The sequence below is a fragment of the Paenibacillus alba genome, assembly GCF_013204855.1.
GTDB classification, from domain to species: domain Bacteria; phylum Bacillota; class Bacilli; order Paenibacillales; family NBRC-103111; genus Paenibacillus_E; species Paenibacillus_E alba.
Map to the genome: position 1 here is coordinate 56918 of NZ_JABMKZ010000014.1, position 23462 is coordinate 80379.

General features: G+C 47.5%; 21 protein-coding genes. 11 read left to right on the top strand and 10 right to left on the bottom strand.

The window, feature by feature from the left end; all coding sequences use genetic code 11:
• Nucleotides 1–18: 18 nt before the first annotated feature.
• From HQN90_RS18560 to HQN90_RS18575, 4 genes are read right to left on the bottom strand one after another with little or no spacing between them, the layout of a single operon-like run.
• Nucleotides 19–993: an ABC transporter ATP-binding protein gene (locus HQN90_RS18560; protein WP_173221385.1), complete on the bottom strand. Its 975-nt coding sequence runs from the start codon at nt 991–993 to the stop codon at nt 19–21.
• Complete coding sequence (locus HQN90_RS18565; RefSeq protein ID WP_173221387.1) at nt 990–2003, bottom strand: ABC transporter ATP-binding protein; 1014 nt, start codon at nt 2001–2003, stop codon at nt 990–992. The genes HQN90_RS18560 and HQN90_RS18565 overlap by 4 nt, the downstream gene beginning before the upstream one ends.
• A 59-nt stretch (nt 2004–2062) precedes the next feature.
• The gene (locus HQN90_RS18570) at nt 2063–3475 is read right to left on the bottom strand and encodes an amidohydrolase (RefSeq protein WP_173221389.1); all 1413 of its coding nucleotides are present in this window, start codon (nt 3473–3475) and stop codon (nt 2063–2065) included.
• 20 nt (nt 3476–3495) lie between these two features.
• On the bottom strand, nt 3496–5154 hold the full coding sequence (locus tag HQN90_RS18575; protein WP_173221391.1) for an ABC transporter substrate-binding protein: 1659 nt from the start codon (nt 5152–5154) through the stop codon (nt 3496–3498).
• A gap of 306 nt (nt 5155–5460) precedes the next feature.
• On the opposite strand from HQN90_RS18575, the gene HQN90_RS18580 reads away from it, so the two are divergent.
• The 3 genes from HQN90_RS18580 to HQN90_RS18590 are packed head-to-tail and all read left to right on the top strand — an operon-like array spanning nt 5461 to nt 9207.
• Nucleotides 5461–7104 carry an ABC transporter substrate-binding protein gene (locus tag HQN90_RS18580; protein WP_216855370.1) on the top strand — a complete coding sequence of 548 codons (1644 nt, stop codon included), beginning with the start codon at nt 5461–5463 and terminating at the stop codon, nt 7102–7104.
• A gap of 12 nt (nt 7105–7116) precedes the next feature.
• A complete protein-coding gene (locus HQN90_RS18585; protein ID WP_173221393.1) occupies nt 7117–8226 on the top strand; it encodes an LLM class flavin-dependent oxidoreductase in 1110 nt (369 codons plus the stop codon).
• Between the two features lie 27 nt (nt 8227–8253).
• Entirely contained in the window at nt 8254–9207 is a 954-nt protein-coding gene (locus HQN90_RS18590; RefSeq protein ID WP_173221395.1) for an ABC transporter permease, read from the top strand.
• A gap of 79 nt (nt 9208–9286) precedes the next feature.
• On the opposite strand, the gene HQN90_RS18595 is transcribed toward HQN90_RS18590, so the two are convergent.
• On the bottom strand, nt 9287–11509 hold the full coding sequence (locus HQN90_RS18595; protein WP_173221397.1) for an MMPL family transporter: 2223 nt from the start codon (nt 11507–11509) through the stop codon (nt 9287–9289).
• A 118-nt stretch (nt 11510–11627) separates the two neighbouring features.
• Between HQN90_RS18595 and HQN90_RS18600 the strand changes: the two genes are divergently transcribed.
• Nucleotides 11628–12248, top strand: a complete 621-nt coding sequence (locus tag HQN90_RS18600) for a TetR/AcrR family transcriptional regulator (RefSeq protein ID WP_173221399.1) — start codon at nt 11628–11630, stop codon at nt 12246–12248.
• Between the two features lie 680 nt (nt 12249–12928).
• Here the strand turns inward: HQN90_RS18600 and HQN90_RS18605 are convergent.
• The gene (locus tag HQN90_RS18605; protein WP_028556542.1) at nt 12929–13126 is read right to left on the bottom strand and encodes a cold shock domain-containing protein; all 198 of its coding nucleotides are present in this window, start codon (nt 13124–13126) and stop codon (nt 12929–12931) included.
• Nucleotides 13127–13254: 128 nt separating this feature from the next.
• A complete protein-coding gene (locus HQN90_RS18610; RefSeq protein ID WP_173221401.1) occupies nt 13255–13971 on the bottom strand; it encodes a class I SAM-dependent methyltransferase in 717 nt (238 codons plus the stop codon).
• A 254-nt stretch (nt 13972–14225) separates the two neighbouring features.
• Between HQN90_RS18610 and HQN90_RS18615 the strand changes: the two genes are divergently transcribed.
• The 5 genes from HQN90_RS18615 (at nt 14226) to HQN90_RS18635 (ending at nt 18234) form a co-directional block, all read left to right on the top strand.
• Entirely contained in the window at nt 14226–14417 is a 192-nt protein-coding gene (locus tag HQN90_RS18615) for a hypothetical protein (protein ID WP_079413842.1), read from the top strand.
• Nucleotides 14418–14702: 285 nt separating this feature from the next.
• Nucleotides 14703–15545 (top strand): TerC family protein, encoded by an 843-nt coding sequence (locus HQN90_RS18620; protein WP_173221403.1) that lies wholly within the window; start codon nt 14703–14705, stop codon nt 15543–15545.
• 89 nt (nt 15546–15634) lie between these two features.
• Complete coding sequence (locus HQN90_RS18625; protein WP_079413817.1) at nt 15635–15817, top strand: hypothetical protein; 183 nt, start codon at nt 15635–15637, stop codon at nt 15815–15817.
• 246 nt (nt 15818–16063) lie between these two features.
• Nucleotides 16064–17854 (top strand): oligoendopeptidase F, encoded by a 1791-nt coding sequence (pepF, locus tag HQN90_RS18630; protein ID WP_246362603.1) that lies wholly within the window; start codon nt 16064–16066, stop codon nt 17852–17854.
• Between the two features lie 65 nt (nt 17855–17919).
• Nucleotides 17920–18234, top strand: a complete 315-nt coding sequence (locus tag HQN90_RS18635; RefSeq protein WP_173221407.1) for a LapA family protein — start codon at nt 17920–17922, stop codon at nt 18232–18234.
• Between the two features lie 47 nt (nt 18235–18281).
• Here the strand turns inward: HQN90_RS18635 and HQN90_RS18640 are convergent, their stop codons facing one another.
• Complete coding sequence (locus HQN90_RS18640) at nt 18282–19097, bottom strand: DUF92 domain-containing protein (protein ID WP_173221409.1); 816 nt, start codon at nt 19095–19097, stop codon at nt 18282–18284.
• A gap of 190 nt (nt 19098–19287) precedes the next feature.
• Between HQN90_RS18640 and HQN90_RS18645 the strand changes: the two genes are divergently transcribed.
• Nucleotides 19288–20472, top strand: coding sequence for an HD domain-containing phosphohydrolase (locus HQN90_RS18645; protein WP_173221411.1), 1185 nt, complete (start codon nt 19288–19290; stop codon nt 20470–20472).
• A 58-nt stretch (nt 20473–20530) separates the two neighbouring features.
• Here HQN90_RS18645 and HQN90_RS18650 read toward each other — a convergent pair whose 3' ends face one another.
• Together HQN90_RS18650 and HQN90_RS18655 are read right to left on the bottom strand one after the other, a co-directional pair.
• Entirely contained in the window at nt 20531–21157 is a 627-nt protein-coding gene (locus tag HQN90_RS18650; RefSeq protein WP_173221413.1) for a fumarylacetoacetate hydrolase family protein, read from the bottom strand.
• Nucleotides 21158–21175: 18 nt separating this feature from the next.
• The gene (locus tag HQN90_RS18655; protein WP_246362605.1) at nt 21176–22444 is read right to left on the bottom strand and encodes a CapA family protein; all 1269 of its coding nucleotides are present in this window, start codon (nt 22442–22444) and stop codon (nt 21176–21178) included.
• A gap of 152 nt (nt 22445–22596) precedes the next feature.
• On the opposite strand from HQN90_RS18655, the gene HQN90_RS18660 reads away from it, so the two are divergent.
• Nucleotides 22597–23373, top strand: coding sequence for a metallophosphoesterase family protein (locus HQN90_RS18660; protein ID WP_173221415.1), 777 nt, complete (start codon nt 22597–22599; stop codon nt 23371–23373).
• Nucleotides 23374–23462: the final 89 nt, after the last annotated feature.

Genomic DNA, 23462 nt, shown 5'->3' on the forward strand with positions numbered 1-23462 from the left:
ATCCCCTCCGAAGATTTTCTAATTTATTGGAAAATGGCAAGCAACCGCGTGCTCTCCAGCTGTAAGCGGCGGTTCTTCGTGCCGACAAAGCTGCTGGACGTAGGGGCAGCGTGTATGAAACCGGCAGCCTGCCGGAGGATTAGCCGGACTGGGCACGTCCCCTTGAATGATTAGCCGCTTATTCGACCGCAAGGTAGGGTCAGGCGCCGGATAGGCATTCAGCAGAATCTGGGTGTACGGATGCTTAGGACGTTGGAACAATTCCTCCTTACGTCCAATTTCCACAATTTTGCCTAAATACATGACGGCAACCCGTGTGCTGATATATTGAACGGCTCCGATGCCATGAGCAATGAATAAGTAGGTCAGCTTCAGCTCTTTTTGCAAATCCGCGAGCAGATTCAGAATTTGCGCCTGAATCGATACATCAAGCGCCGATACCGGCTCGTCACATACAACCAGCTTGGGCTGAAACGAGATCGCTCGGGCAATCCCAATCCGTTGGCGTTGGCCGCCGGAAAACTCATGCGGATATCTTTGCTTGTAGGCACGCGGCAAGCCAACCAAATCAAGCAGCCGATCTACCTCTCCCTGCACCTGTTGTCTGTCTACCAAACGATGAACAATGAGTGGCTCAGCCAAGATGTCATTGATTCTTTGACGGGGATTCAGTGAGGAATACGGGTCTTGAAAAATGATTTGCAGACGAGTACGAATCGGTTTTAATTCTCTTTGTGAACGATGTGTAATATCCTCGTTTTGAAAAAGGATACGGCCCTCGAACGGGTTTTCCAGCCGTACAATCGAGCGACCGATCGTTGATTTGCCGCAGCCCGATTCACCAACGAGTCCAACCGTTTCCCCTTCGTAAATCGCAAGACTTACATCGTCAACGGCTCTGACGTGTCCCACTGTCCGGGATAAAACACCTTTTTTTATTGGATAGTACGTCTTTAGCCGATCAATTTGCAGCAAGGGGGTATTCGTTGTCATACGCCGACCTCCTGTGGATGGGGAATGAGGGGTTGAACCGCAGCCTGCTCCTGAGCGACCCAGCATCTCACAAGATGCTCATAACCTACTGCTTGCAGGTCAGGCTGCTGCTGTTGACATCGCTCGGTTGCCAGCGTGCAGCGTGTATGAAACCGGCAGCCTGCTGGCATGCGCTGAAGGGAGGGCACCGTGCCCGGAATGGCTGTGAGCCGTTCCCCCTCTCCTTCCACTCGTGGGATGGAGTTTAGCAGTCCCTTCGTATAGGGATGCTGCGGTTCCCGAAACAGTGTGAACACATCCGCTTCCTCTACAATTTGGCCTGCATACATAACAACCACTTTGTCCGCCATTTCCGCTACGACACCCAAATCGTGGGTAATGAGCATAATCGCAGCGCCGCTTTCCTCGCGAAGCTCCTTCATAAGTTCCAGAATTTGCGCTTGAATCGTCACATCTAGCGCAGTCGTTGGCTCATCCGCAATAAGCAGCTTGGGCTTACAGGATAAAGCCATCGCAATCATAATCCGTTGACGCATACCGCCTGACAGTGTATGCGGGTATACTTCCATGACATCTTCAGCACGGGGCAGGCCGACTTTGCGAAGCATTTGGATCGCGTATGCCTTCGCTTCTTTACGCGAGAGGCTGGTATGCTGCCGAATCATTTCTACCAGTTGGTTTCCAATGGTCAGAACAGGATTCAATGAACTCATCGGCTCCTGAAAAATCATGGCAATATCCTTGCCCCGCAAGCGCCGCAGCTCGGATTCTGACCAGGCGACCAAGTTGGAGCCTTCGAAGCGAATCTCTCCTTGCTTAATTCGCCCATTTTGACCTAGAAGACCCATCACAGATAACGAAGTTACACTTTTCCCGCAGCCCGATTCTCCAACAATCCCAATGGTTTCGCCGGCTTTAAGCTTGAAGCTGATTTCATCGACCGATATTACTTCTTCCTGTCCCGTCCGAAAGACCGTCTGGAGCCGGTCAATTTCCAGCAAATACGTCATCTTCCACACCGTCTTTTCTTATGTAGTAGCGCATCGACACTGCCCGCCAGCAAGCAGACTCAAACGAGAACTGGCGCTTTGACCTCAACAGGAATAGCTGGCAGGTACGGCTTCCCTTGTGTCTTTTTTTGAAACTCAGCTTGAGCCAAACTTAGCAAGTTCCCTCCATCCGTCAGCAGCTCATAGGTGGATAGTGCCAGCAGCTTGGCGGCATGATGCATGCCCTTCAATCCGATCGATGAACCGAAGGCAGCCGTCGCCTGCCAAGTATGCACCTGAACACCAAACGGGGCGCAAGTTGTCATGATTTGACCGGTGGGAGCAATCCAAGATACATCGCCCACATCCGTAGAGCCCCCGCCGGTAATTGGGCCTGTTGGCTTATAATTAACGAATGTCGCAGGCAGCAGGTCATCTTCTGCCAAGCCCAGATCCTTCTGCCGCTTCTTGGCGTATTGCTGCAAAGAAGGCTCCAGTGTTGCAGCCAATGCACCCGCAAACGCCAAATCTTCCTCTGTGAACAGAAGTGGCCCCGCTTCATCTTTCTGGTTAAACAGCAGATCATTCAAGGTTTCATTCACATTAAGATCATAGGCGCCGGCTTTAATCTCCCACGTGACTTCCGTTTCAGTCATAAGGGCAGCGCCTTGAGCAATCTTGATCTGCCGCTCAAGCAATTCATCAACATGAGCTCGATTCGCTCCACGCAGGTAGTACCAAACACTCGCCTTATCTGGAACGATATTAGGCGCTTCACCGCCATTCGTAATGGTGTAATGAATACGAGAGCCGTCAATGACGTGTTCCCGCAAATAATTCGCCCCAATGTTCGTCAATTCAACGGCATCCAGCGCGCTCCGCCCTAAATGAGGGGCAGCGCCAGCATGAGCGGCCCTGCCTTTGAAGAAAAATTCAACCGATGTAAGCGCCGAGCTCGGAATGTTCCACGGCGTGTTCGAATGACCGGGATGCCAGGTTAATGCCGCATCCAGATCATCGAATACACCGGCACGTGCCATGAACGTCTTTCCGGAGAGCACTTCTTCCGCCGGACAACCGTAATAGCGAATGGTCCCTTTCAATTTCTCTTGGACAAGTCGCTCCTTGAGAGCGATCACGGCCTCCACGCCTGCAGTCCCGAGAAGGTTATGACCGCATCCGTGACCTGGTCCATTGACAATAAGCGGCTCGCGAACAGAGCTGACCTTCTGGGACAGTCCAGGTAAAGCGTCGAATTCGCCCAGAATGCCAATGATGGGTGAGCCGTAGCCATATTCGGCAACGAAGGCTGTCGGCACGTCGCCAACACCCGAAACGGCAGTAAAGCCAGCCTCCTGCAGGACGGAGATTTGCAGCTTGGAAGCAAATGACTCCGTATAAGCGACCTCTGGACGGTTCCAAATTTGCAAAGCCTGATCCTCGAACGTCTTCTTATTTTCATCCAGCCAATCGACCAATTGCTTCTTTCCCATCGACAATCACCTCCGAAATCTTATTTCTTCAAATCCCATTGATTCACATTGTTAAACATTCCGATATCCAGCGGTTTGCCTACGATCACGTTTTTCGTTACCGCCAGCAGCCGTTTCTCCGAATAAACAGCAATCGACGGCAAATCCTGATGCAGCGTATCCTGCAGCTTATTATAAATATCCTTGCGCTTCGCCGGATCTGACTCCGTCTCTCCCTTCGTAATCAATTCATCGGCAATCGGGCTTTTGTACTTCGTAATATTGCTCGCATTGTCGCTTTTGAACCCGGTAAAGTAAGAGCTTGGCTCGATATAGAAATCACGCGTAAAAATAGTGATATCGTATTCGCCTTTGCGTACCTTCTGAATCAATGTTGCGAAATCAAATTTCTGGACGTCCACTTTCAGTCCAATAGCCGTTAAATTTTGCACCAGAATATCGGCTGCTTGTTCTCGAATTTTGTTGCCGACAGGGATAAGGAATTGAATCGGCTTATTTGTGTCCCATTTTGCTTCTTGAAGCAGCTTCTTCGCTTTGTCCGGATCATACGTGTATTTCGGAATGTCTTTATTGTAGTAAGGGTGGTAGCTCGGAATGCCGCCATCAATAATTTCCCCTTGCCCTTTGAGCAGCTGATCAACAATCAGATTCCGGTTGAGGGCATAGGCAATGGCCTGGCGAACCTTTGGGTCGCTAATTTTTTCTGTGTTAAAAAAAATCTCCGGTGGGACAGAAGGGTTGCCGGATACCAGCTCCACATTAGAGAAACCTTTCACTTTCTCATAATCGGTAATCGGGATAAGTCCAACGGGCACGGAATTCAACTGAATTTCACCCGTTTGCAGTTGGGCAACCAGATTGGTCGCCGGCAGAACTTTGATGAAAATTTTGTCAAGTTTGGCGACATCGCGATAATAGTTCGTGTTTTTGGCAACTTCAACATATTGGCCCTTCGCAAAGTTAGCGAACTTGAACGCGCCTATGGTCACATCAGGCTTCTGGAAGTAGGGGTGAGTAGCCAACTGCTCTGACGCCACATCTTTCAGAATATGCTGAGGCAGGAAGAACACTTTGGTGCCGAAACGCTCTTTGAAAATGAGGGGATCAATCGGTGTCTTCGTTTTCACTTCAAATGTCTTCTCGTCGATGATCTTCAGCCCGCTAATTTCTGTTTTTCCTTCTGCAAGCTTCCCCGCTTCGTTCACGCCTTCAATAAAGTTCAATTTGAAATTCGTTTCCACTTTTGGATGCAAAGCGGTTTGCAAGGTAAAGGCCACATCGGCCGTTGTGAATGGCTTCCCATCATTCCATTTGGCTGCGGGGTCCAATTTAACCGTAAACGTTTGATTGTCCTTCGTTTCTACGGATTTCGCCAACTTGGGCAGGAATTCGAACTTTTCATTCAGATCGAGCAATGAATCATTAATGAGCGCGATGACGTTATCCGAAGCGGAATCGCCTTGGTCATTGATCTGATTTACCGTAATCGGTGCATTGACGATGCCCACATAGACGGCTTTCTCTCCTTGGGACTGAGGGGCATCGGATGCTTTCGTTGTCGTTGCAGGAGCTGACGATGCTGATGGCGATGGTGTTGGCCCGGAAGTGCCGCAAGCCGAGATCACCAGCATAAGTGCAAGCAGTACATACAGCAGGATGTTGCGATAAACATATTTCATTCGAATGAACCTCCTCATATTTTATTAATCCTATAAACTAACTATGAATTATGTACCTTAATTTACCACTGCATATTTATAACTGTCTAATAGAAGTTTTCTATCCAGAATTTGGTATTACCCTGAAAGATTATTAGGTTTAGAACAATATAAATCATTAGGAATTTGATATTGGATATTGAAAATAGAGTTCTCTATACTTTGGGAAATGATTAACCCACTATTTCAATTGGAATAGAACGGATAATCATAATAAAGAAAAACGGCTGCAACGAACAGCCGCTGTTCAAATATGTGGAGGGATATATGTTGTCAATTCAACGTACACACCGCAATACTGTGCTTTTCCTATTCGCAACACTGCTGCTCATTCTTGCAGCCTGCAGCTCGCAGACCACTGGAACGACAACGAGCGAGACCTCTCCGCAGCGTACAGGCACAAGTTCAGAAGGCCAAAAAATTGTTTATATTCCAACCTTTAGTCCAACGCTAACGGTAAGCCCCATTAATAATCAGGGCAGTGGGGCATCAACGATTGTCATCAGTCTCTTTAACGACCCTTTGTACGATCTGAATGATAACCTCGAATTTGTACCAAAGCTGGCCAAATCCATTGAAACCAAAGATAATCAGACATTTATTTTCAAGCTGGACCCTGCTGCCAAATGGAACGATGGTCAGCCATTTACGGCGGACGATGTTGCGTTCACCTTGCAAACAGCCCTGAATGCAAAGGTAGATACAACCTTTAACTTCAGCTTTATTGAAGGCCTGAATGCGGCTGGGAAACTGGATTCGGACAAATCTGCGATCAGCGGAATTAAAGTCATTGACAGTACGACCTTCGAGCTCAAAACGAAGCAGCCGATCGCTTTGACCGTACTGCAGGAGCGCTTTGCCAACAAGATCTACTTCATCCCCAAGCATATTTTGAAGGATGTGCCCATGGAACAAATCAATGCTCACCCTTACTTTCAAAATCCTGAAGTGACGATCGGCCCGTTCAAATTCGTCAAGTTTGTCAAAGGCGCTTACGTTGAGGTAGCGAAGAACACTTCCTACTATCGCGGCGTGCCTAAGCTCGACAAAATATTTTTTAAAGATGTTGCGGCTGAAACGATATTGCCGCAGTTGCAGACGGGCGAGCTGCATATGAATACTTTGCCATTTGGCACGATTCCTATCACGGAGCTGGAGAAAGTGAAAGCTTTGCCTAATTTTGACGTATCCGTTTCCGAATCCGCTGAGCCGCTTGTTGCTTTTTTCAACACTGAAACCGTGCCTCTGAAAGTTAGGCAGGCTATCCCGTACGCGCTCAATCGAGAGCTTATCGTCAGCCAACTGCTGAAAGGACAAGGCAGTGTTGTTGATGGCCCCATTCCAGGCAATCATCCGAATTACAACAAAAATATACAGCTGTTTACCTATCAACCAGACAAGGCAAAAGCTTTGTTGAAGGAAGCGAATTGGGATGTCAACAAACCCCTCCGGGTTTTGATCCCTACCGGCAACGCCATCCGTGAGCACGCTTCGGAGTTAGTGGTGGAAAATCTGGAGAAAGCCGGCTTCAAGGTGCAAGCGGAGAAATACGACTATCCTTCCTTGATCGCCAAGGTACGTAAATTTGACTATGATATCGCGATTTACAATACAAGCTTCTTTATCGACCCGAGCTCTTACTTCTCGAACTTAAAAAGCGACAGCGCCAATAACTATACGCGCTACAAAAATCCGCAAGCAGATGAATTAATCACCCTTGGCGAATCGGAGACAGATCCCGCTAAAAGAAAGCTTATCTACGATCAATTGCAGGAAATCCATCATACCGATCTTCCTCACCTAAGTCTCTATACGGAGAAGAAAATCGCAGCCGTTTCTCGGAAGATTCTTGTCGGTAAACCTCTGCGATTAGGGATGTTCAACAATGTCAATGAATGGGATTTAAAATAGGAGGAAGCCCTTATGAGCAGCAATGTCGTCCAACCTCTTGCAAAAGAATTTGAATTTGGCGTTTACACCTTTGGGGATCTGCTTGCAGACCCCGTATCCAAACAGAAAAGAAGCCCTGCGAGAAGATTACAGGATATCATCGCGGCAGCCAAGCTTGCCGACGAGGTTGGTCTTGATGTATTCGGGCTAGGCGAGCACCATAAACCTGATTTCGCGATTTCCTCTCCCCCCGTCGTGTTAGCGGCTATCGCGCAAGTGACCCAGCGCATCAAGCTAACGAGCATGACGACCGTACTTAGCATCCTGGATCCTGTACGCGTATTCGAGGATTATGCAACCGTTGACCTGCTGTCAGCCGGCCGTGCCGAAATCGTCGCAGGTCGCGGCGCCAAAAATTCGCTGGATGCTTACGACTTATTCGGCTGCGATCTTGCCAGCTATGAAACTCTTTTCGATGAAAAGATCGATCTGCTGCTGCAATGTGTGGAGAGCGAAAGCGTAACTTGGGAGGGGCAATTCCGTTCTGGCCTCACGAATGCTGCCATCGTTCCCCGCCCTCTTCAAAAAGAATTGCCTGTCTGGTTGGGTATGGGCGGCACCTTAGAGAGCGCTGTCCGAGCCGGCAAGCTAGGCAGAGGCGCCCTGTTTGCCTTGCTCACAGGCGATCCAGCTAGGCTTAAGTCCATGGCAGAGGCTTACAGACAAGCCGGACTGCACGCGGGGCACGATGCTTCCAGATTGCGCATAGCGGTTGCCAGCCACGGCTGCATCGCGTCGGAACCTGAACAGGCATGGCGGGAATTCTCTCGGTATTATGAGAATTATGTGGGGCGCTTTCTGCCCAAAATTAATGAGGGCTTCCCTCATATCGACCCGGCTAAAGTAACAGATCCGCAGGAGGGGCTTGCCGTAGGAACGCCTGAGCAAATTGCGGCGAAAATCTTGTTTCAGCATGAGCTGATCGGACATAACCGTTTTATTTTGCAAGTCGACATCGGCGAACTTCCCTTCGAGAACGTGGCCACAACAATCAAATTGCTGGCGACCGAAGTAGCCCCTATCGTTCGCCGAGAAATTGCCCGTAAAAAAAGCAAAGGAATGGAGGAAGTTTCCACATACTGAGCGGCAGTACTTTTGGAGGTACATCCTATGGCACCGTATATTGTTCGTCGTCTTCTCATATCCTTGCTGGTCTTGCTAGGGATAACGATCCTTAATTTTATGATTATTAATTTGGCCCCTGGGAATCCTGTTGAGCTGTTCATCGACCCCGATACACCCAAGGAGCTCGTTCAAGCGCGGAAAGAACTGCTAGGACTGAATGCCCCGCTCTTCACGCAATATATCAAATGGTTAGGGGCTTTGCTGCAAGGGAATCTAGGCTACTCCTTCAGCTCTCACGCGCCTGTCCTCACTATCATCGGAGAACGGTTGGGTCCTACGCTGCTGTTAGCCGCTGCCTCCTTGCTATTCGGGCTCCTTATTGCCATCCCAATCGGTATTCTAAGTGCCTTGAAGCAAAATACGAAATTTGATTATTGGATGACCGGCTTTTCCTTCATCAGCGTCTCTGTTCCGCAATTTTTTTTAAGCTTAACCCTCATCTATGTCATTGCAGTCAAACTCCATCTTCTGCCAACCGGCGGCATGGTGACTTTGGGTTATGAGGGGGACTTGCGAGATCGGCTCATTCATTTGGTCCTCCCCGTGCTTGTACTTGGCAGCGTCGTCGCCGGCAAAAAAGTGCGCTATATACGCTCCAGCATGCTCGAGGTCTTGAAGCAAGATTATATGCGCACTGCGCATGCCAAAGGACTGCATCCCTTCGTTGTAATCAACAAACACGCGCTGCGCAATGCCTTGGTTCCGATCATTACCGTCATCGCAGCCGAAATTCCTATTTTGCTCGGTGGAAGCATTGTGATTGAACAAATATTCCAATGGCCAGGCATTGGCAGACTAACGTTCTTATCCATTCTTTCCCGGGATTACCCTATCTTAATGGGACTCAATCTCGTAGCTGCTATCATTGTGCTTTTAACTAATCTCCTCACAGATATTCTGTATTCGCTGGCCGACCCTCGGATTAAATATGATAGTTAGTTAGTCAGTTCCTCAAGGCAAAAGGCCTCCAAAACCACTGAACAAGTGGGATTGGAGGCCTCTTTGGCTCAAATTTAGCTTACTTCTGCAAACCGCTTTGCGGTTGCTGTTTGATTTTACCAGGCCAGAAAGACAAATCTCCCAGCAGCATGGTGATCGAAGGCACAAGGAATGGCCTTACTATAAAAGTATCCAGAATAACGCCAATGGCGCAAATGACACCAAATTGGACCAGCACTTGAATCGGCAATGAGGCCAATACAGCAAAGGTTCCTGCCAGAATAAGTCCCGCTGATGTAATGACGCTGCTCGTCGTACTGACACCAAGCCGGATGGCATCCCTCAGCTTCAATCGATTGCGCTCCTGCCAAATGCTCGAAACCATGAATATATTGTAATCCTCCCCCAGAGCCACGAGGAATACGAACGCATAGAGCGGAATTAATCCTTGGATAGCCGACGTATCCATGAAGTAATGGAGAATGAGACACCCAGCTCCCAAAGCAGAGAAGTACGAAAGCAGGACCGTAGCAATGAGATAGACCATCGCGACAATCGAGCGCAAATAGATTAATAGCAGTAAGGCAATGACGATGATAACAACCGGAATAACCATATATGTGTCTCGTTCTACAACACTTTTGGTATCATATTGCGTGGCGGTTTCACCACCCACCCAAACTTGCGGCGTCGACAATCCCGCTTCCTGCAGCTTCTGCTCCGTTGTTGAACGGATTTCCGGAATGCGATCAATGGATGAAAGCGCATAGGGATCTTCTTTAAAAATCAGTTCGTAGGCTTTGTATGCTGCATCCTTTTTACTGTCAACAGGCTTAGAAACAGACTCTACATAGGGAAGCTTCGTTAAGGCTCCCTGCACATCCGCTTCTTTCCCCTGCGTGTTGACAATTATTTTCACCGGAGCAAGCGAACCTGGCGAAACATGCTCGGAAAGCAGCGAAAAACCTTCACGAGACGGCATGGTTGATGGGAAAGATTCCAAAATGTTATACGTAAATTTAATCTGCGGTGCAAAAGCAGCAAGCGCGATTAGAATAATTAGACTGACGGCAAGAACGCTTTTAGGCTTCTCTGTTACGACGTGTCCTAGTGCAGCACTCATCTTGCCGACAGGCTTCTGCACACGAATCTTTCTCCCTTTGCGAGCTTCTTTCTCAGCACGCATCTCAGGCGTCAACGGAATAAACGGGAAAAAGGATACGCGCCCTATAATAGCAAGCAAAGCAGGAACGAGGGTTAAACTGGCTATAGCCATAATAAAAATAGCTACGCTGAACGGGATCGCAAAGCGATGATTGGACCCGTAATGGGCAAAAAGCAAAGCGAGCAACGAAACGATGACCGTTAAACCGCTCATCCCTATGGCTCCTGCAGCGCCTCCGAAAGAAGCACGCAGCGCTGCGTATTTGTCTTTCTCTTCCAGTAAAGCTTGCCGATATCTGGCTACAAAGAACAGGCAATAGTCTGTTCCAGCGCCGAACAATAACACTGTCATAATCGAAATCGATTGCGCGTCTACAGTGATCCAGCCTTGTTTGGCGAGGAAACCAAGAATCGGCGAAATGATGCCATAGGCAAAACCCACTCCCACCAGTGGAATGATAGCGAGAATTGGGGAACGATATAATACGATCAACAGGATCAACACGAGAAGAACCGTAGCTAGAAGCAGCGCGAAGTCAGCTCCTTTGAACAAGGCGGTAGCATCCGTTTGAATACCGACAGGGCCGGTAATCCGGGCGTACAATCCTGCTTCGCCAACTTTAAGTGCGAACGGGTCCGTTCCTAGCTGATTTGCTGCTATTTCTTGCAGTTTCTTCAAATCCGCTTGCAGCACGTTGGTTTCTGTCCCTTCGTTAAACGAAATCGGCAGAACCAATAAAGTGCCATCTTTCGAAAGCATCGCTTTCACAGCTTGCGCTGGCATTTGGTGCAGCGGCGGCAAGCCTTTTTGTGCGGTGAGTGGCGTATCCGTCAACTGCTTCGCAATCTTCTGGATGGCGGCGATGTCCGGATCTGTTAATCCTGCCGCCCGGTACCAAACGACCAAAGCAGGTACGCCTTCATCGCTTGGGAATTGCGCGCGCATCGTATCGCTCGCTTGAAGCGACTCAGAGTCGATAGGCAGCTTACTGGCACCATTATTTTCTTGTGAATTGACGTTAGGCAAAAAGACGGATAAAATTCCAGTTAGTAAAACCCAAATGAGCAAAGTGATCCATTTGCTGCGACGACCGGCCACGATCGCTCCCAGCTTGCTGAATAGAGGATTTTCATGCATATTGAAACATCTCTCCTATAGCTTATTTGTAGTTAAGTAAGTATTTAAGTTACACAATTAATTATATATACTATATAGTTAATTAATCAACAGGTTATTTTTTTCAGGAGTGATTGCTATGGATAAAAAAACGAAACCACTCGGTAGACCCCGCGCTGCACAAGGGGAAATGCCGCTCACTCAAAAAATATTAATGACGTCCATCCCGCTTTTTCTGTCCAGAGGCTATGAGTCGGTTTCCATGGATGATATCGCCAAAGAGTGTCAGGTAACGAAAGCTTCCGTCTATTATTACTATCCCTCCAAATCAGACCTACTGACGGCGTCCATGGTCCAGCTGATGGATAATGTCAGAAGGGTTACTTTGAAACGCTTAAGCCAACCTGCCTCACTTCGTGAAAGGCTTCTGGACATCACTGAAGCTCACTTGAAAGCCATTGATTTCGATCTGCATTCCTTCATGCGTAAAATGGAGGCGACGCTCTCCGAAGAGCAAATGATCACCATGCGCAAATCCGAGCAAGGAATTCTAGACGCGCTCGAGGAGGAATTCAGCAAATCTGTCTCGTCAGGTGAAATTGGACCTATTGATGCCCGTGTCATCGCTCGTGCTTACACTTCTCTCTTAATGATGGGGCATGCCCGGGATGGAAACGGCAATAAAATGTTTCCGCACGAAAGCGAAGCCGCTAAACAAATTATTGACATCTTATGGCATGGTTTATTCCCGCCCCAATAAGTAAAGGCAGCCTCATCAGCTCAATGAGCTGCGAGATGCCTTACACTCGGAGTTTCCGCCAACTCCACTCTTAAACTGCATCTGCATCCAGACAAGCAAAATCGATCAAAGTCGAACTGAGACTGCAAAAAAGGCAGGCTCAAGCTCGATAAAGACTCAAAACCGATCAAACTCGAACCGTGACTGCCGAAAACGCCGGCTCAGAGGTGGAAATGCTGCAGTCCCCCACTGAGTCTGCCAAAAAGGCAGGCTCAAGCTCGATAAAGACTCAAAACCGATCAAAGCCGAACTGAGCCTGCCGAAAACGCCGGCTCAGAGGTGGAAATGCTGCATTCACCCACTGAGTCTGCCAAAAAGGCAGGCTCAAGCTCGATAAAGACTCAAACCGATCAAAGCCGAACTGAGTCTGCCGAAAACGCCGGCTCAGAGGTAGAAATGCTGCATTCACTCACTGAGCCTGCCAAAAAGGCAGGCTCAAGCTCAATAAAGGATCAAAACCGATCAAAGTCGAACTGTAACTGCCAATTTTTGCCTTCTCAGACCGGGTTGGATGCTTCTCCCCCACTGAGACTGCCTCAGCATTAAAAAATGGCAGCAAAAAAGACAGCCCCGAATGAATCGGAATGCTGTCTTCGTTGTTTGTGCTATGACACTATTTATAAGTGGGAAGTCCCAATTTCTTATAACTTGGTGACGTTAGCTGCTTGAGGACCACGGTTGCCTTGAGTAATATCGAACTCAACGGATTGGCCTTCTTCTAATGTTTTGAATCCTTCGCCCTGAATTGCGGAGAAGTGTACGAATACATCGTCGCCTCCATCAACAGAAATGAAACCGTAGCCTTTTTCTGCGTTAAACCATTTCACTGTACCTTTCAAATGAACGACCTCCTAAAAATATCGCCATCTATGACGAATAAGGAAATTATATCATCCTCAGGAAGAGAAATCAACGCTCAAAACGCTGTGGATAAGCTAAAATTTGTTGATGTACCAACGGTTTCCTCCTATGCAGGCAGTGGTTTGATTATGCATAAATATTGATGAGAATTGGGTAAAAAGGGTAAATTCGCTTCTCTTCTTTCAGCGGAAAAGCCTTCCTGATCAAGCTCGTTTATTAATTCATTCAACCTGCGATATTCGACAGTTTGAAAACTAAGCAATGGGTAAATTCGCACCTCACCACCAGGCTTGCAGATACGAAGCAGTTCTCGAACCGCAGCTAGATGAAACGCAAAATCAAATTGTTCTTCATATAAAAACATAAAATGACTACATAAGACTAACTCGAAGGTCTCGTCCTCAAATGGCAAATCTGGAAGATAAGACACATGGTATCTATTTCCTGCGTCATTCTGGGAGAAATCCTCAGCAAATCGTCGCAGACTTGCGATGCGGCCTGCTTTGTGCTGCTCGACGGAGCCGTAATAGGTCCAGTCATAGACATCCCTCAGCTTCTCCATCTTCGCGGCTACTACTTCAATCTCTTGAAATCCATGCTCTGTAATAGCTTCCACCGACTTCTCGTACAGCGGATCTGCCGCTTCGGCCATAATACCAAGCTGCCTGGCCTCTGTAGTGAACGAAGACGCACCGCCTGCTACATCTAGAACACGCTTACCTCTCAAATCTTCTGTCTGCAGCATAAACATTTTCTCATACTCTGCGAATGATCTTGAGGTCATGGCGACCCCTACTTGTTCATAAACACGCTTCTGTTCCATGCTCATCTCTCCTCAGCTCATCTCTGCAATCGCTTGGATTGCCTCATAGCCCTTTCCCTATGGAAAGGATTAGGAAAATTTTAGCATAAGACGAACTTCCTTCGCAATAGCAACTTTAAGGGACTTCCTGTTTGGAAATCAACTATATTTATGGTACGATTGCCTATATCTTTGCGTTCAAGCAGAAACGAGGAATCACATTGTCAAATCAACCTTTTAAGAAGCATACGATTTACAAAAAAGACAAATGGAACATGCTCAATGTCGAAGTACAAGGCACCAAGATTGTGCTGACTGAAATAAGCGATCAATGGGGCGAAGAATGCCATACCTTTATCGGCCGTCCGGCGATGCTGCACTGGGCGAATGAGCGCTTTGCGAAGGATAAATTCCAAGGTACCGATGAAGAATGGCAAGCCATTATGGACGCTTTCAAAGCAGTCTAACTCGGTGATCATTGCATTTACACACAAGCCTTGACTTTAGGCTCGTCTTATCCCTATAATAAAGTTAACTTCATAGCGTTTACTCCAAAGGGGAGTAGCTGATACAGTAAAGTCGTCAATTCGGATCCTCATCAGGTCCCGGCTTTATTGGCAACGACAACGTTGTTAGCAAGACCTTTGCCATGTTTATTGGTGAAGGTCTTTTTTGATGAATTAGAGCCTTCACCGCCATCGGTGTCAGGCTCTATTTTTTTTCAAAAAAAATGCTAAAGGGAGTGTTTGTTCATGGAATGGTTATCAACTGGTTTTTTTCTCTCGCTGCTCAGCATTATCCTGATTGATTTGGTGCTTGCAGGAGACAATGCCATCGTGATCGGTATGGCTGCTCGCAATTTGAAAAAGGAAACACAAAAGCAAGTTATCCTCTGGGGAACGGTTGGTGCGATCGTTATCCGCGCACTTGCCACATTGGTTGTCGTCACGCTTTTGAAAATACCTGGTCTATTGTTAGCAGGCGGGCTACTGCTCCTCTGGATTTCGTATAAGCTCCTTAGCGAAAAGAAAAATCACGAAAATGTGCAAGCCAAAGACAGCATGTGGGCAGCCATTCGAACCATTATTATTGCCGACGCGGTCATGGGCCTTGATAATGTCATTGCGGTAGCCGGCGCTGCACACGGTAATTTCTTGCTTGTCATTATCGGTCTTCTCGTAAGTGTGCCTATCGTTGTATGGGGAAGCACCTTATTCATTAAATGGATCGAAACGTATCCTTGGATCATCTACATCGGCTCCGGTGTGCTTGTTCTAACAGCTGGCAAAATGATCACCGGAGAAAGCTTTCTTGCTCCTTATTTTAACTCGAATCCGCTTGGTAAATGGTTGTTCATCGGACTTCTTATCGTCGTTGTGCTGGCCGTAGGCAAATGGTCCAAAATGGTTGGGTATTTGGTGGAAGTCGGGGATCGCGGTCAATTGACCTTGCCGAAGGAATTAAGCGATGAAGCGCAAATTGTTCCGGAAGATCGTTTTACGGTGAAAATGGATGCTCGCGGCCAATTAATACTGGTCAAAGCCGAGGATGACGATAACGAAAATCCAGATGGAACGATGAAGCACGCTGGATGAAAAAGGAGTTTGCGCTTCATACAGCGAAACTAACTATCATGCGCTTATGAGCAAGCGTCATACTCTATAGGGATAAGGATGATTCTGCAATGACCAATTCCGGTTCTATTATCACATTTGTACTCGTATCCTTTTGCCTTGCCATCATTTTAATCATGAAAAAAGACAGTCTCCCAGCACAAATGAAGCGGTACCTTGCCTTATTGGCGATCGTGATGGTCTCGTTATCTTTTGTTCTTATCTTAATCAGCTTCTTTGGAGCCGGAATGTAAATTTACTTCCTTCCAGCTTTTTCATATAATCATAAATGAATAGGTTAACGGTCATACTAGGTGAAAACCATGATATGGGATTTCAACTGAATCTCAACGTGGGAATATGCCGGGAGCGTGACCGCAATGCGCTGGATCTATGTGACTGCGGCAATGGGACTTCTTCTCAGCTCTATCCCCACAGCCGATTTGCATGCAAAGGAATACCAACGACCCCAAACTCATAACAAGGACAGGAGGGCTCCAATGACTCAACTATTGGAACGCAAGCAAGTACCGGCCGAGCACCGCTGGAATCAGGAGGATTTATTCGCCGATCAGAAGGCTTGGGAACAGGAATTTCAAGAAGTGAAAAACTCGCTTGGCAAAATTAGCGCCTTCCAAGGTAAACTCAGTGAACCCGCTACCGTGAAGCAATGTTTCCAATTGGAAGATGAGGTCTCTCTGAAAACAGAAAGACTGTATGTGTATGCCAACATGAAACATCATGAAGATACAGCAGAACCAACCTATCAAGCCTTATCGGAGAAAGCCAAAAAAATCAGCGTCGAGGTCGGAGAAGCACTCTCCTTCATATCACCTGAAATTCTAAGCCTCTCGGATGAAAAGCTGCAGCAGTTGGTGAATGATCCTTCCTTGGCTTTTTATAAAGATACACTTGAAGAAATGATTCGCCAGAAGCCTCATACACTGACAAAAGAGCAAGAAGCTTTGCTTGCCCAAGCGGGCAACATGGCCGGAGCTCCGAGCACGATCTTCAGCATGTTGAACAATGCTGATTTAAAGTTCCCGAAAATCAAGAATGAAAAAGGCGAGGAAGTCGAACTCACCCACGGCAGCTACATTCAATTCTTGGAAAGTCGCGATCCCGAAGTGCGGAAAAACGCTTTCCATGCCGTATATGAAACGTACCGCAGCCATAAGAATACGATTGGCGCTACACTCAGTGCCAATATCAACAAAAATATTTTCTATGCCAAAGCTCGCCACTATCCATCCGTTCTTGAATCTACCTTATTCGGGGACAACATCAAGAAAGAAGTCTACACCAACTTAATTTCCACGATTCACGACTCGCTTCCTCAGCTGCAGCGTTACTTGAAGCTCCGCAAAAAGCTGCTGAAGGTCGATGAGTTACATATGTATGACCTCTTCGCTCCGCTGGTCGAAGAATTCAAAATGGATATTACGTACCAACAAGCCAAAGAAGAAATCAAAAAGAGCTTAGCCCCGTTGGGTGAAAACTACTTGAAAATTCTTCAAGACGGCTTCGACAATCACTGGATTGATGTCTATGAGAACAAGAACAAACGCAATGGCGCCTACAGCTGGGGTGCTTACGGCACACACCCTTACGTTTTGTTGAACCATAAAGACAACTTGAACAGCATGTTTACGCTGACTCATGAAATGGGTCACGCCATCCATTCTTATTTGTCCGACGAAAATCAAGAGTACCGCTATGCGCAGTATACGATTTTCCTGGCAGAAGTTGCCTCCACGCTCAATGAAGCACTCCTCATGGACTATTTGTTGAAACGTGTGACAGATCCGAAAGAAAAGCTCTACCTGCTTACCTACTATGCCGATCAGTTCCGGACAACGGTTTTCCGTCAAACGATGTTCGCGGAATTCGAAATGATTACTCACGAGAAATCGGAGCAAGGCGAATCGCTGACACCACAAGAGTTCAGTGAAATATACTTGGGCCTGAATAAGCTTTACCACGGAAAAGACATGGTCGTTGATCAGGATATTGAGATGGAATGGGCACGTATTCCCCACTTCTACAACAGTTTCTATGTATACAAATATGCAACAGGCTTCTCTGCTGCAACTAGCTTTGCCAAGCAAATTCTGGATCAGGGCCAGCCTGCTGTTGATCGCTACCTGGGCTTCCTGAAAAGCGGCGGCAGCGATTACTCGCTGAATATCTTGAAGAAGGCTGGCGTAGACATGTCCACACCGGAGCCGATCAAACAAGCAATGAGCGTGTTCAGCTCGCTGCTTGATCAAATGGAAGAGCTCACTAAGTAATTGAGCAGAGAAAGGTTGTTGGCGAATGCCTGCAACCTTTTCCTCATGAAAGGATGTATGCCTCAATGAAGATGCAATGGTTCCTTATCTCTGCCTTAGTATTTGCCCTCATCACGGCCATATTTGCTGTCATTAATGTGGATCACGTCCAAGTCAATTTCTTGTTCACCCAGACGTCTACCCCGTTGATCCTTGTCATTTTGACCTCCACGCTATTAGGAGGTTTGATTGTTGGCCTCTTCGGGATCGTGCGCCAGTACAAGCTTCAGCGTAAAGTCCGGCAGTTGGAGAAACAACTGCAGGAAGCCCTTATGCCAGCCATTGCCGTGCAGCCACTTGACGACACAGCCGCTGTCGAGCCTAAGCCATCGACCTTGTAAGCACAAAACACCCCTACTGCACATGCGGCAGCGGGGTGTTTGCTTTTTCACAAAGAGATTAATGAACTTATTCCCAGGCACACGGCGCCTCCAACCAAAGAGGAAATAGCGTTCACCGCATCATTGGTCATCCATTTGATACCGCGTATTTGCCTCGTTTCCTGTTCACAATGCGCGTGTTTCTCTATCGTTTTCCCGCAAACCTCGCAGTTATACATCACTTGAACGGTAGCGCCAAGCCATGAATCAACTAGAGCCCCGATGAACCCGGAGACAGCTCCAACTGCAACTAAGGTCAGAAGTGCGCTGATCGCCTGATTCGCATTACCCATTTGACTGAACCAACCACCGATTAAACCAATGAATGCTCCTCCCAGCAAAGAAGCCAGCAAGCCTAGTCCGGTAATCCCCCCGGATGTGCCTGCCGTGACACGTCGGCCATGAAGAACAGAGCGAGGTACAGCTTTGCTCATCCCGCCTATTTCTGTTGCCCAAGTATCCGCATTGACCGTTGCCATTACACCCACAAACAACACCCAACAAGCAGGAGCCGGCCATATGGCATTCCCGATACAAAGCAATAAGCCAAGCGCGCCATTCGCGGCAACTTGTCCGGCATCGCGGCGCCCGCCTTTGGCATAACCGCTTTCTGCTGCGGTCTTGCGCCGATGCTTCCATTTGGATAACAATGTTGAAGAGATGAAAAAGGCAATAAGCGTCCCGAACCAAGCTAGACTGCCAAGCGCAAACATCATAGTTCCCAGTACAACTGCGGAAATCATACCAGACAAGGAAAGAGACCTTTTCCAGTACGCAGCACCTGAGATCAGCAGACTTCCTGCCAACCCCCAAATCCACGCCATAAGCTGCACCTTCCTCCAGCATCCATCTATCATGATAATTATTGTAACATAGGTCATTAGGCAACTTCATTTTTCATAAAGAAATATTAATTTTCGACAAAAAATCGCATAAATCGTGGCTCAAGGCAGGAAAGCAACCTATCCGGGAGGAATATATGGTAAACTAATTTCGATAAGCAAGGAGGCTGACATGGAGCACGATCAATTCAATCTACCATCCCAAAAGGAAGACCTGGATCCCCAAGAAATGCTGCGTGTCATATTTGACTATGCAGCCAAAATTGCGAATGAACGAACACTAGACAACGTACTTATGTTGATGGCTGATATGGGACGCGAAATGATTGTCTCTGATCGTTGTACCGTCTGGCTGCTGGATACGGCCAAAAATGAACTTTGGTCCAAAGTGGCTCATGGCCTTGATGAAATCCGTATTCCAAGCAATGCCGGCCTTGTTGGGTATGCCGTCACTTATGATAAAGCTGTATTTATTGATAACGCTTATACAAATGAAGAATACAAACCGTATCTCCTGAATGGCGCTTTGCGAACAGACCAACAAACGGGCTACCGCACCAAGGCACTCATGGTTATTCCATTCCGCAACAGTCAAGGAGAAATTATGGGCGCGTATCAAGCCATTAATAAGCTGACCGCGTGCGAACAATTCTCAGATAAAGATATGGAATATTTAACCTTGGCTGCCTCCTATGCAGGCAAATCACTGGAATCCGCCTTGCTGACAAGCGAAATCGAAGAAACGCAAAAAGAAATTATTTTCAGAATGGGGGAAATTGGCGAGAGCAGGTCCCAAGAGACAGGCAACCATGTCAAACGTGTAGCGGAATATTCTTATCTGCTGGCGCTCGGTTTAAAGATGAGTCAGGAAGATGCTGAACTTCTGAAAATGGCCTCCCCTATGCACGATATTGGCAAAGTAGCCATCCCCGACAGCGTGCTGAACAAACCCGGAAAACTCACGGAAGACGAATTTAAATTGATGCAGAATCATACGGTCATTGGCTACAATTTACTTAAAAATTCAAAACGCCATATTCTCAAAACAGCTGCTGTTGTCGCTTATGAGCATCATGAGAAATGGAACGGACGTGGCTACCCACGTGGAATCAGCGGGGAGGACATCCATATTTTCGGTCGAATTACTGCACTTGCGGATGTGTTTGACGCCCTCGGCAGTGAACGAGTATACAAAAAGGCTTGGGAGCTCGATCGCATCTTGCACTTGTTCAAAGAAGAGCGCGGGCATCATTTTGACCCTCAAATTGTCGATGTCTTCTTCGAGCAATTACCCGCTATTCTTCGTGTTCGCGATGAATACTCCGATGCTGCTTCTGTGGATCCAGATGTTGTTTAACCCAAATAAAAGGCAGTTTCTCTAGTCCATATCGACTTTGAGAGACTGCCTTTGCTTTTTAAGCGCGAATCGTCGCTGCAGCGACTACGTCTTCGCCCCAAATCAATTCCAAGCGATCCCCATCACGAACAGGACCAACGCCTTCCGGTGTCCCGGTATAGATGATGTCTCCAGCGCCAAGGCCATAATGCTTAGCAATGTAATCCACAATGGTTTGTAGATCGAAGATCATGTTGCTGATATTGCCATTCTGAACCATGCCGCCATTCTGGCGCAGCTGAAAGTTCGTTTCCGTCAGCTTGGCAGTTCCAGGGAATGGACGAAATGCGCTAATTGCCGCTGAGTTGAGAAAACCTTTGGCAGGCAGCCAAGGTTGACCTTTTTTCTTAATGACATTTTGCACATCTCGAAGGGTAAAATCAATACCAAGCGCGTATTTATCAACAAGCTCATCTACTTGGATGCCTGCTGTATAAGGCTTTGCGATATGTAGGACTAGCTCTGCTTCATAATGAATCTCGCCTTGATCGGCAGGAAGCGTCAATTCTCCCCCTTGCATAGCAGCAAGAGCATGCGTCGGTTTCGTAAAAATCATCGGCTGATCCGGAACATCGTTCCCCAGCTCTGCGGCATGTGCGCGGTAATTGCGGCCTACACAGTAAATATTGCGAATAGCTTCTGTCATGTTCGTTGCTCCTCTGTCTTATTTCTTGCTTACTTGGCCATTATCGTTCACGCGAGCCCCAATGGAAATCTGACTTAATCGCTGAAACAGCTTGATGCCATCTTCCTGGTTCATCGGTGTCGGCAGTGCGGATTTGGTTAAAATCGGCACAAGGTGGAGATCGCAGGATTTGTCCTTGGTGCATGCGGCTTCCAAAATAACCGTCTCCCAGGTTTTGGGATTGTCATTGGTAGTAAAAATAAAATTACCCAAGCTATAGGCAATCCACTTGCCTTTGTATTGCTCAAAGCCTTGCATCACATGAGGATGGCCGCCAACAATCAAGTCAGCGCCGGCATCGATGTAACGATGAGCCAGATCGGTCTGATTTTTATCGGGATGATCGCTTCGTTCAACGCCCCAATGGGTAACAACGACCACGAGATCGGCACTGGCTTTGGCCTTTTGAATCGCTTCTACCGGCGGCTTGTAATTATAGGTTTCAGCAACCCCCAGATGATTGGGTCCTGCTTTCCAAGAAGCTTCCGGTACAACACGGCTAAAGCCGAAGACGGCAATCTTTATGCCGTTTTTTTCTACAATGACCGGCTTATAGGCTTCATCCGTATTTTTACCAGCGCCAACGTGCTCGATCCCTTCTTGATCCAGCGCATTCAGCGTATCTTGCAAGCCCTCGGGACCGTAATCCATGACATGGTTATTCGCCAAATTCACGATATCTACGCCTGCGGCTTTCAGGGGCGGTAAAGCCAGCGGTGAGGAACGATAGACGTATTCCTTATTTTGAACTGTACCTCTAGTCGTTATCGGTGTTTCCAAATTGGCAATAGTGAAATCCGGCTTGCTCAAGTAGTCTTTTACATTCGTATACGGATAATCGTAGCCTTTTTGCGTCAAAATATCTTCTACTTTAGAGGCCATAATGACATCCCCCACAAAGGATAGTCTCACTTGCCCACTGCTGCCCGCCGGCTTGTCCGATACAATTGGGGACGGCGACACAGTGACAGCTTTTGGCGTAGACTCTGGACTAGGCTTAGCTGTTGCCTTTGCTCCTGATGAACTCGCAGGCTTCACAGGTTGAGTTGTTCCCGTTGCGACCGGCGATGCAGCTGACTCCGCTTCTTCCGTCGTTCGGCTATGGGATGACCAGTACGAAGCGCCAATTCCTATAGCGAAACAAACGGCTGCAGCCAGTGTCAGTCCCCCCATCACTTTGAGCGGCGTTTTCTTCAGCGCTGCACGCTCTTTTTTCGGTTTACGGTGACGATCTTGTCTGGATTCCATTCAAAACATTCCCCTTTCCCCCTACAAATTATAACAGAAGAAGCTCGGGTTGGGTAATCACAGACATCTCACATTTTCAGGATGAGGCGCTATGTGGTATAACAGAAGCAATGAGAATACGCTGCACGTTACGCAAAGAAAGGAAGCCTTTTATGTGGGAGAAAATAGCAATCATTTCGGATATTCATGGAAATTTACCTGCACTGGAAGCTGTCCTTACCGATATCGAACGTCGTGGAATAAAGCGCATTATTTGTCTGGGGGATCTCGTTGGCAAAGGGCCTGATTCCGCTGCCGTTGTTGACCGTATCCAAACCGTATGTGAAACCGTTGTTCAAGGAAACTGGGACCTTGGGATTACTCTTCCGCAGGATCAACCATCTGGTTTGTGGCATCAAAAGCAGCTTGGTGAAGCGCGTCTGGCCTATTTGAAGCAGCTCCCTTTTTCTGTGAACTTATCGATCAGCGGCAAAAGCTTCCGGTTATTTCATGCTTCCGCGCAAAGCGTTTATCACCGGGTGAAACGCAAAGCGTCAAAGAAGGAGCGTTTAGCGATGTTTCAGGATACAGAGATGACAGGCGAAGCACCGGACGGAAAGCAGCCCGAAATCGTCGGCTATGGCGACATTCATATTCCTTATCTGCTTACGCTCAAGAACCCGTCGGAAAAGTCATCTGAGAGCCTCGCCAGCAGTGGTCTGATGCTTTTTAATGTAGGAAGCGTGGGAACCCCCTATGACGGCATACCGCAGGCTGGCTATTGCATTGTCGAAGGTGAAAAGGATGCCACAGAGCAAGCCGGATTCTCCATTCAATTCGTCCGCGTTCCGTACGATATTACGCTCGCTGTTAAATTGGCTTACGAAGCCCAGATGCCGGAAAGTCAGCGATATGAACTTGAAATTACGACAGGCTTAGTGCATAAATAAACGAAGATTCAAATAAAAATCATGTAGAATGAATTGAAATAATCGTGGGAATTACTTCCACAATATGTTAATATAGGTCTATCATTGAA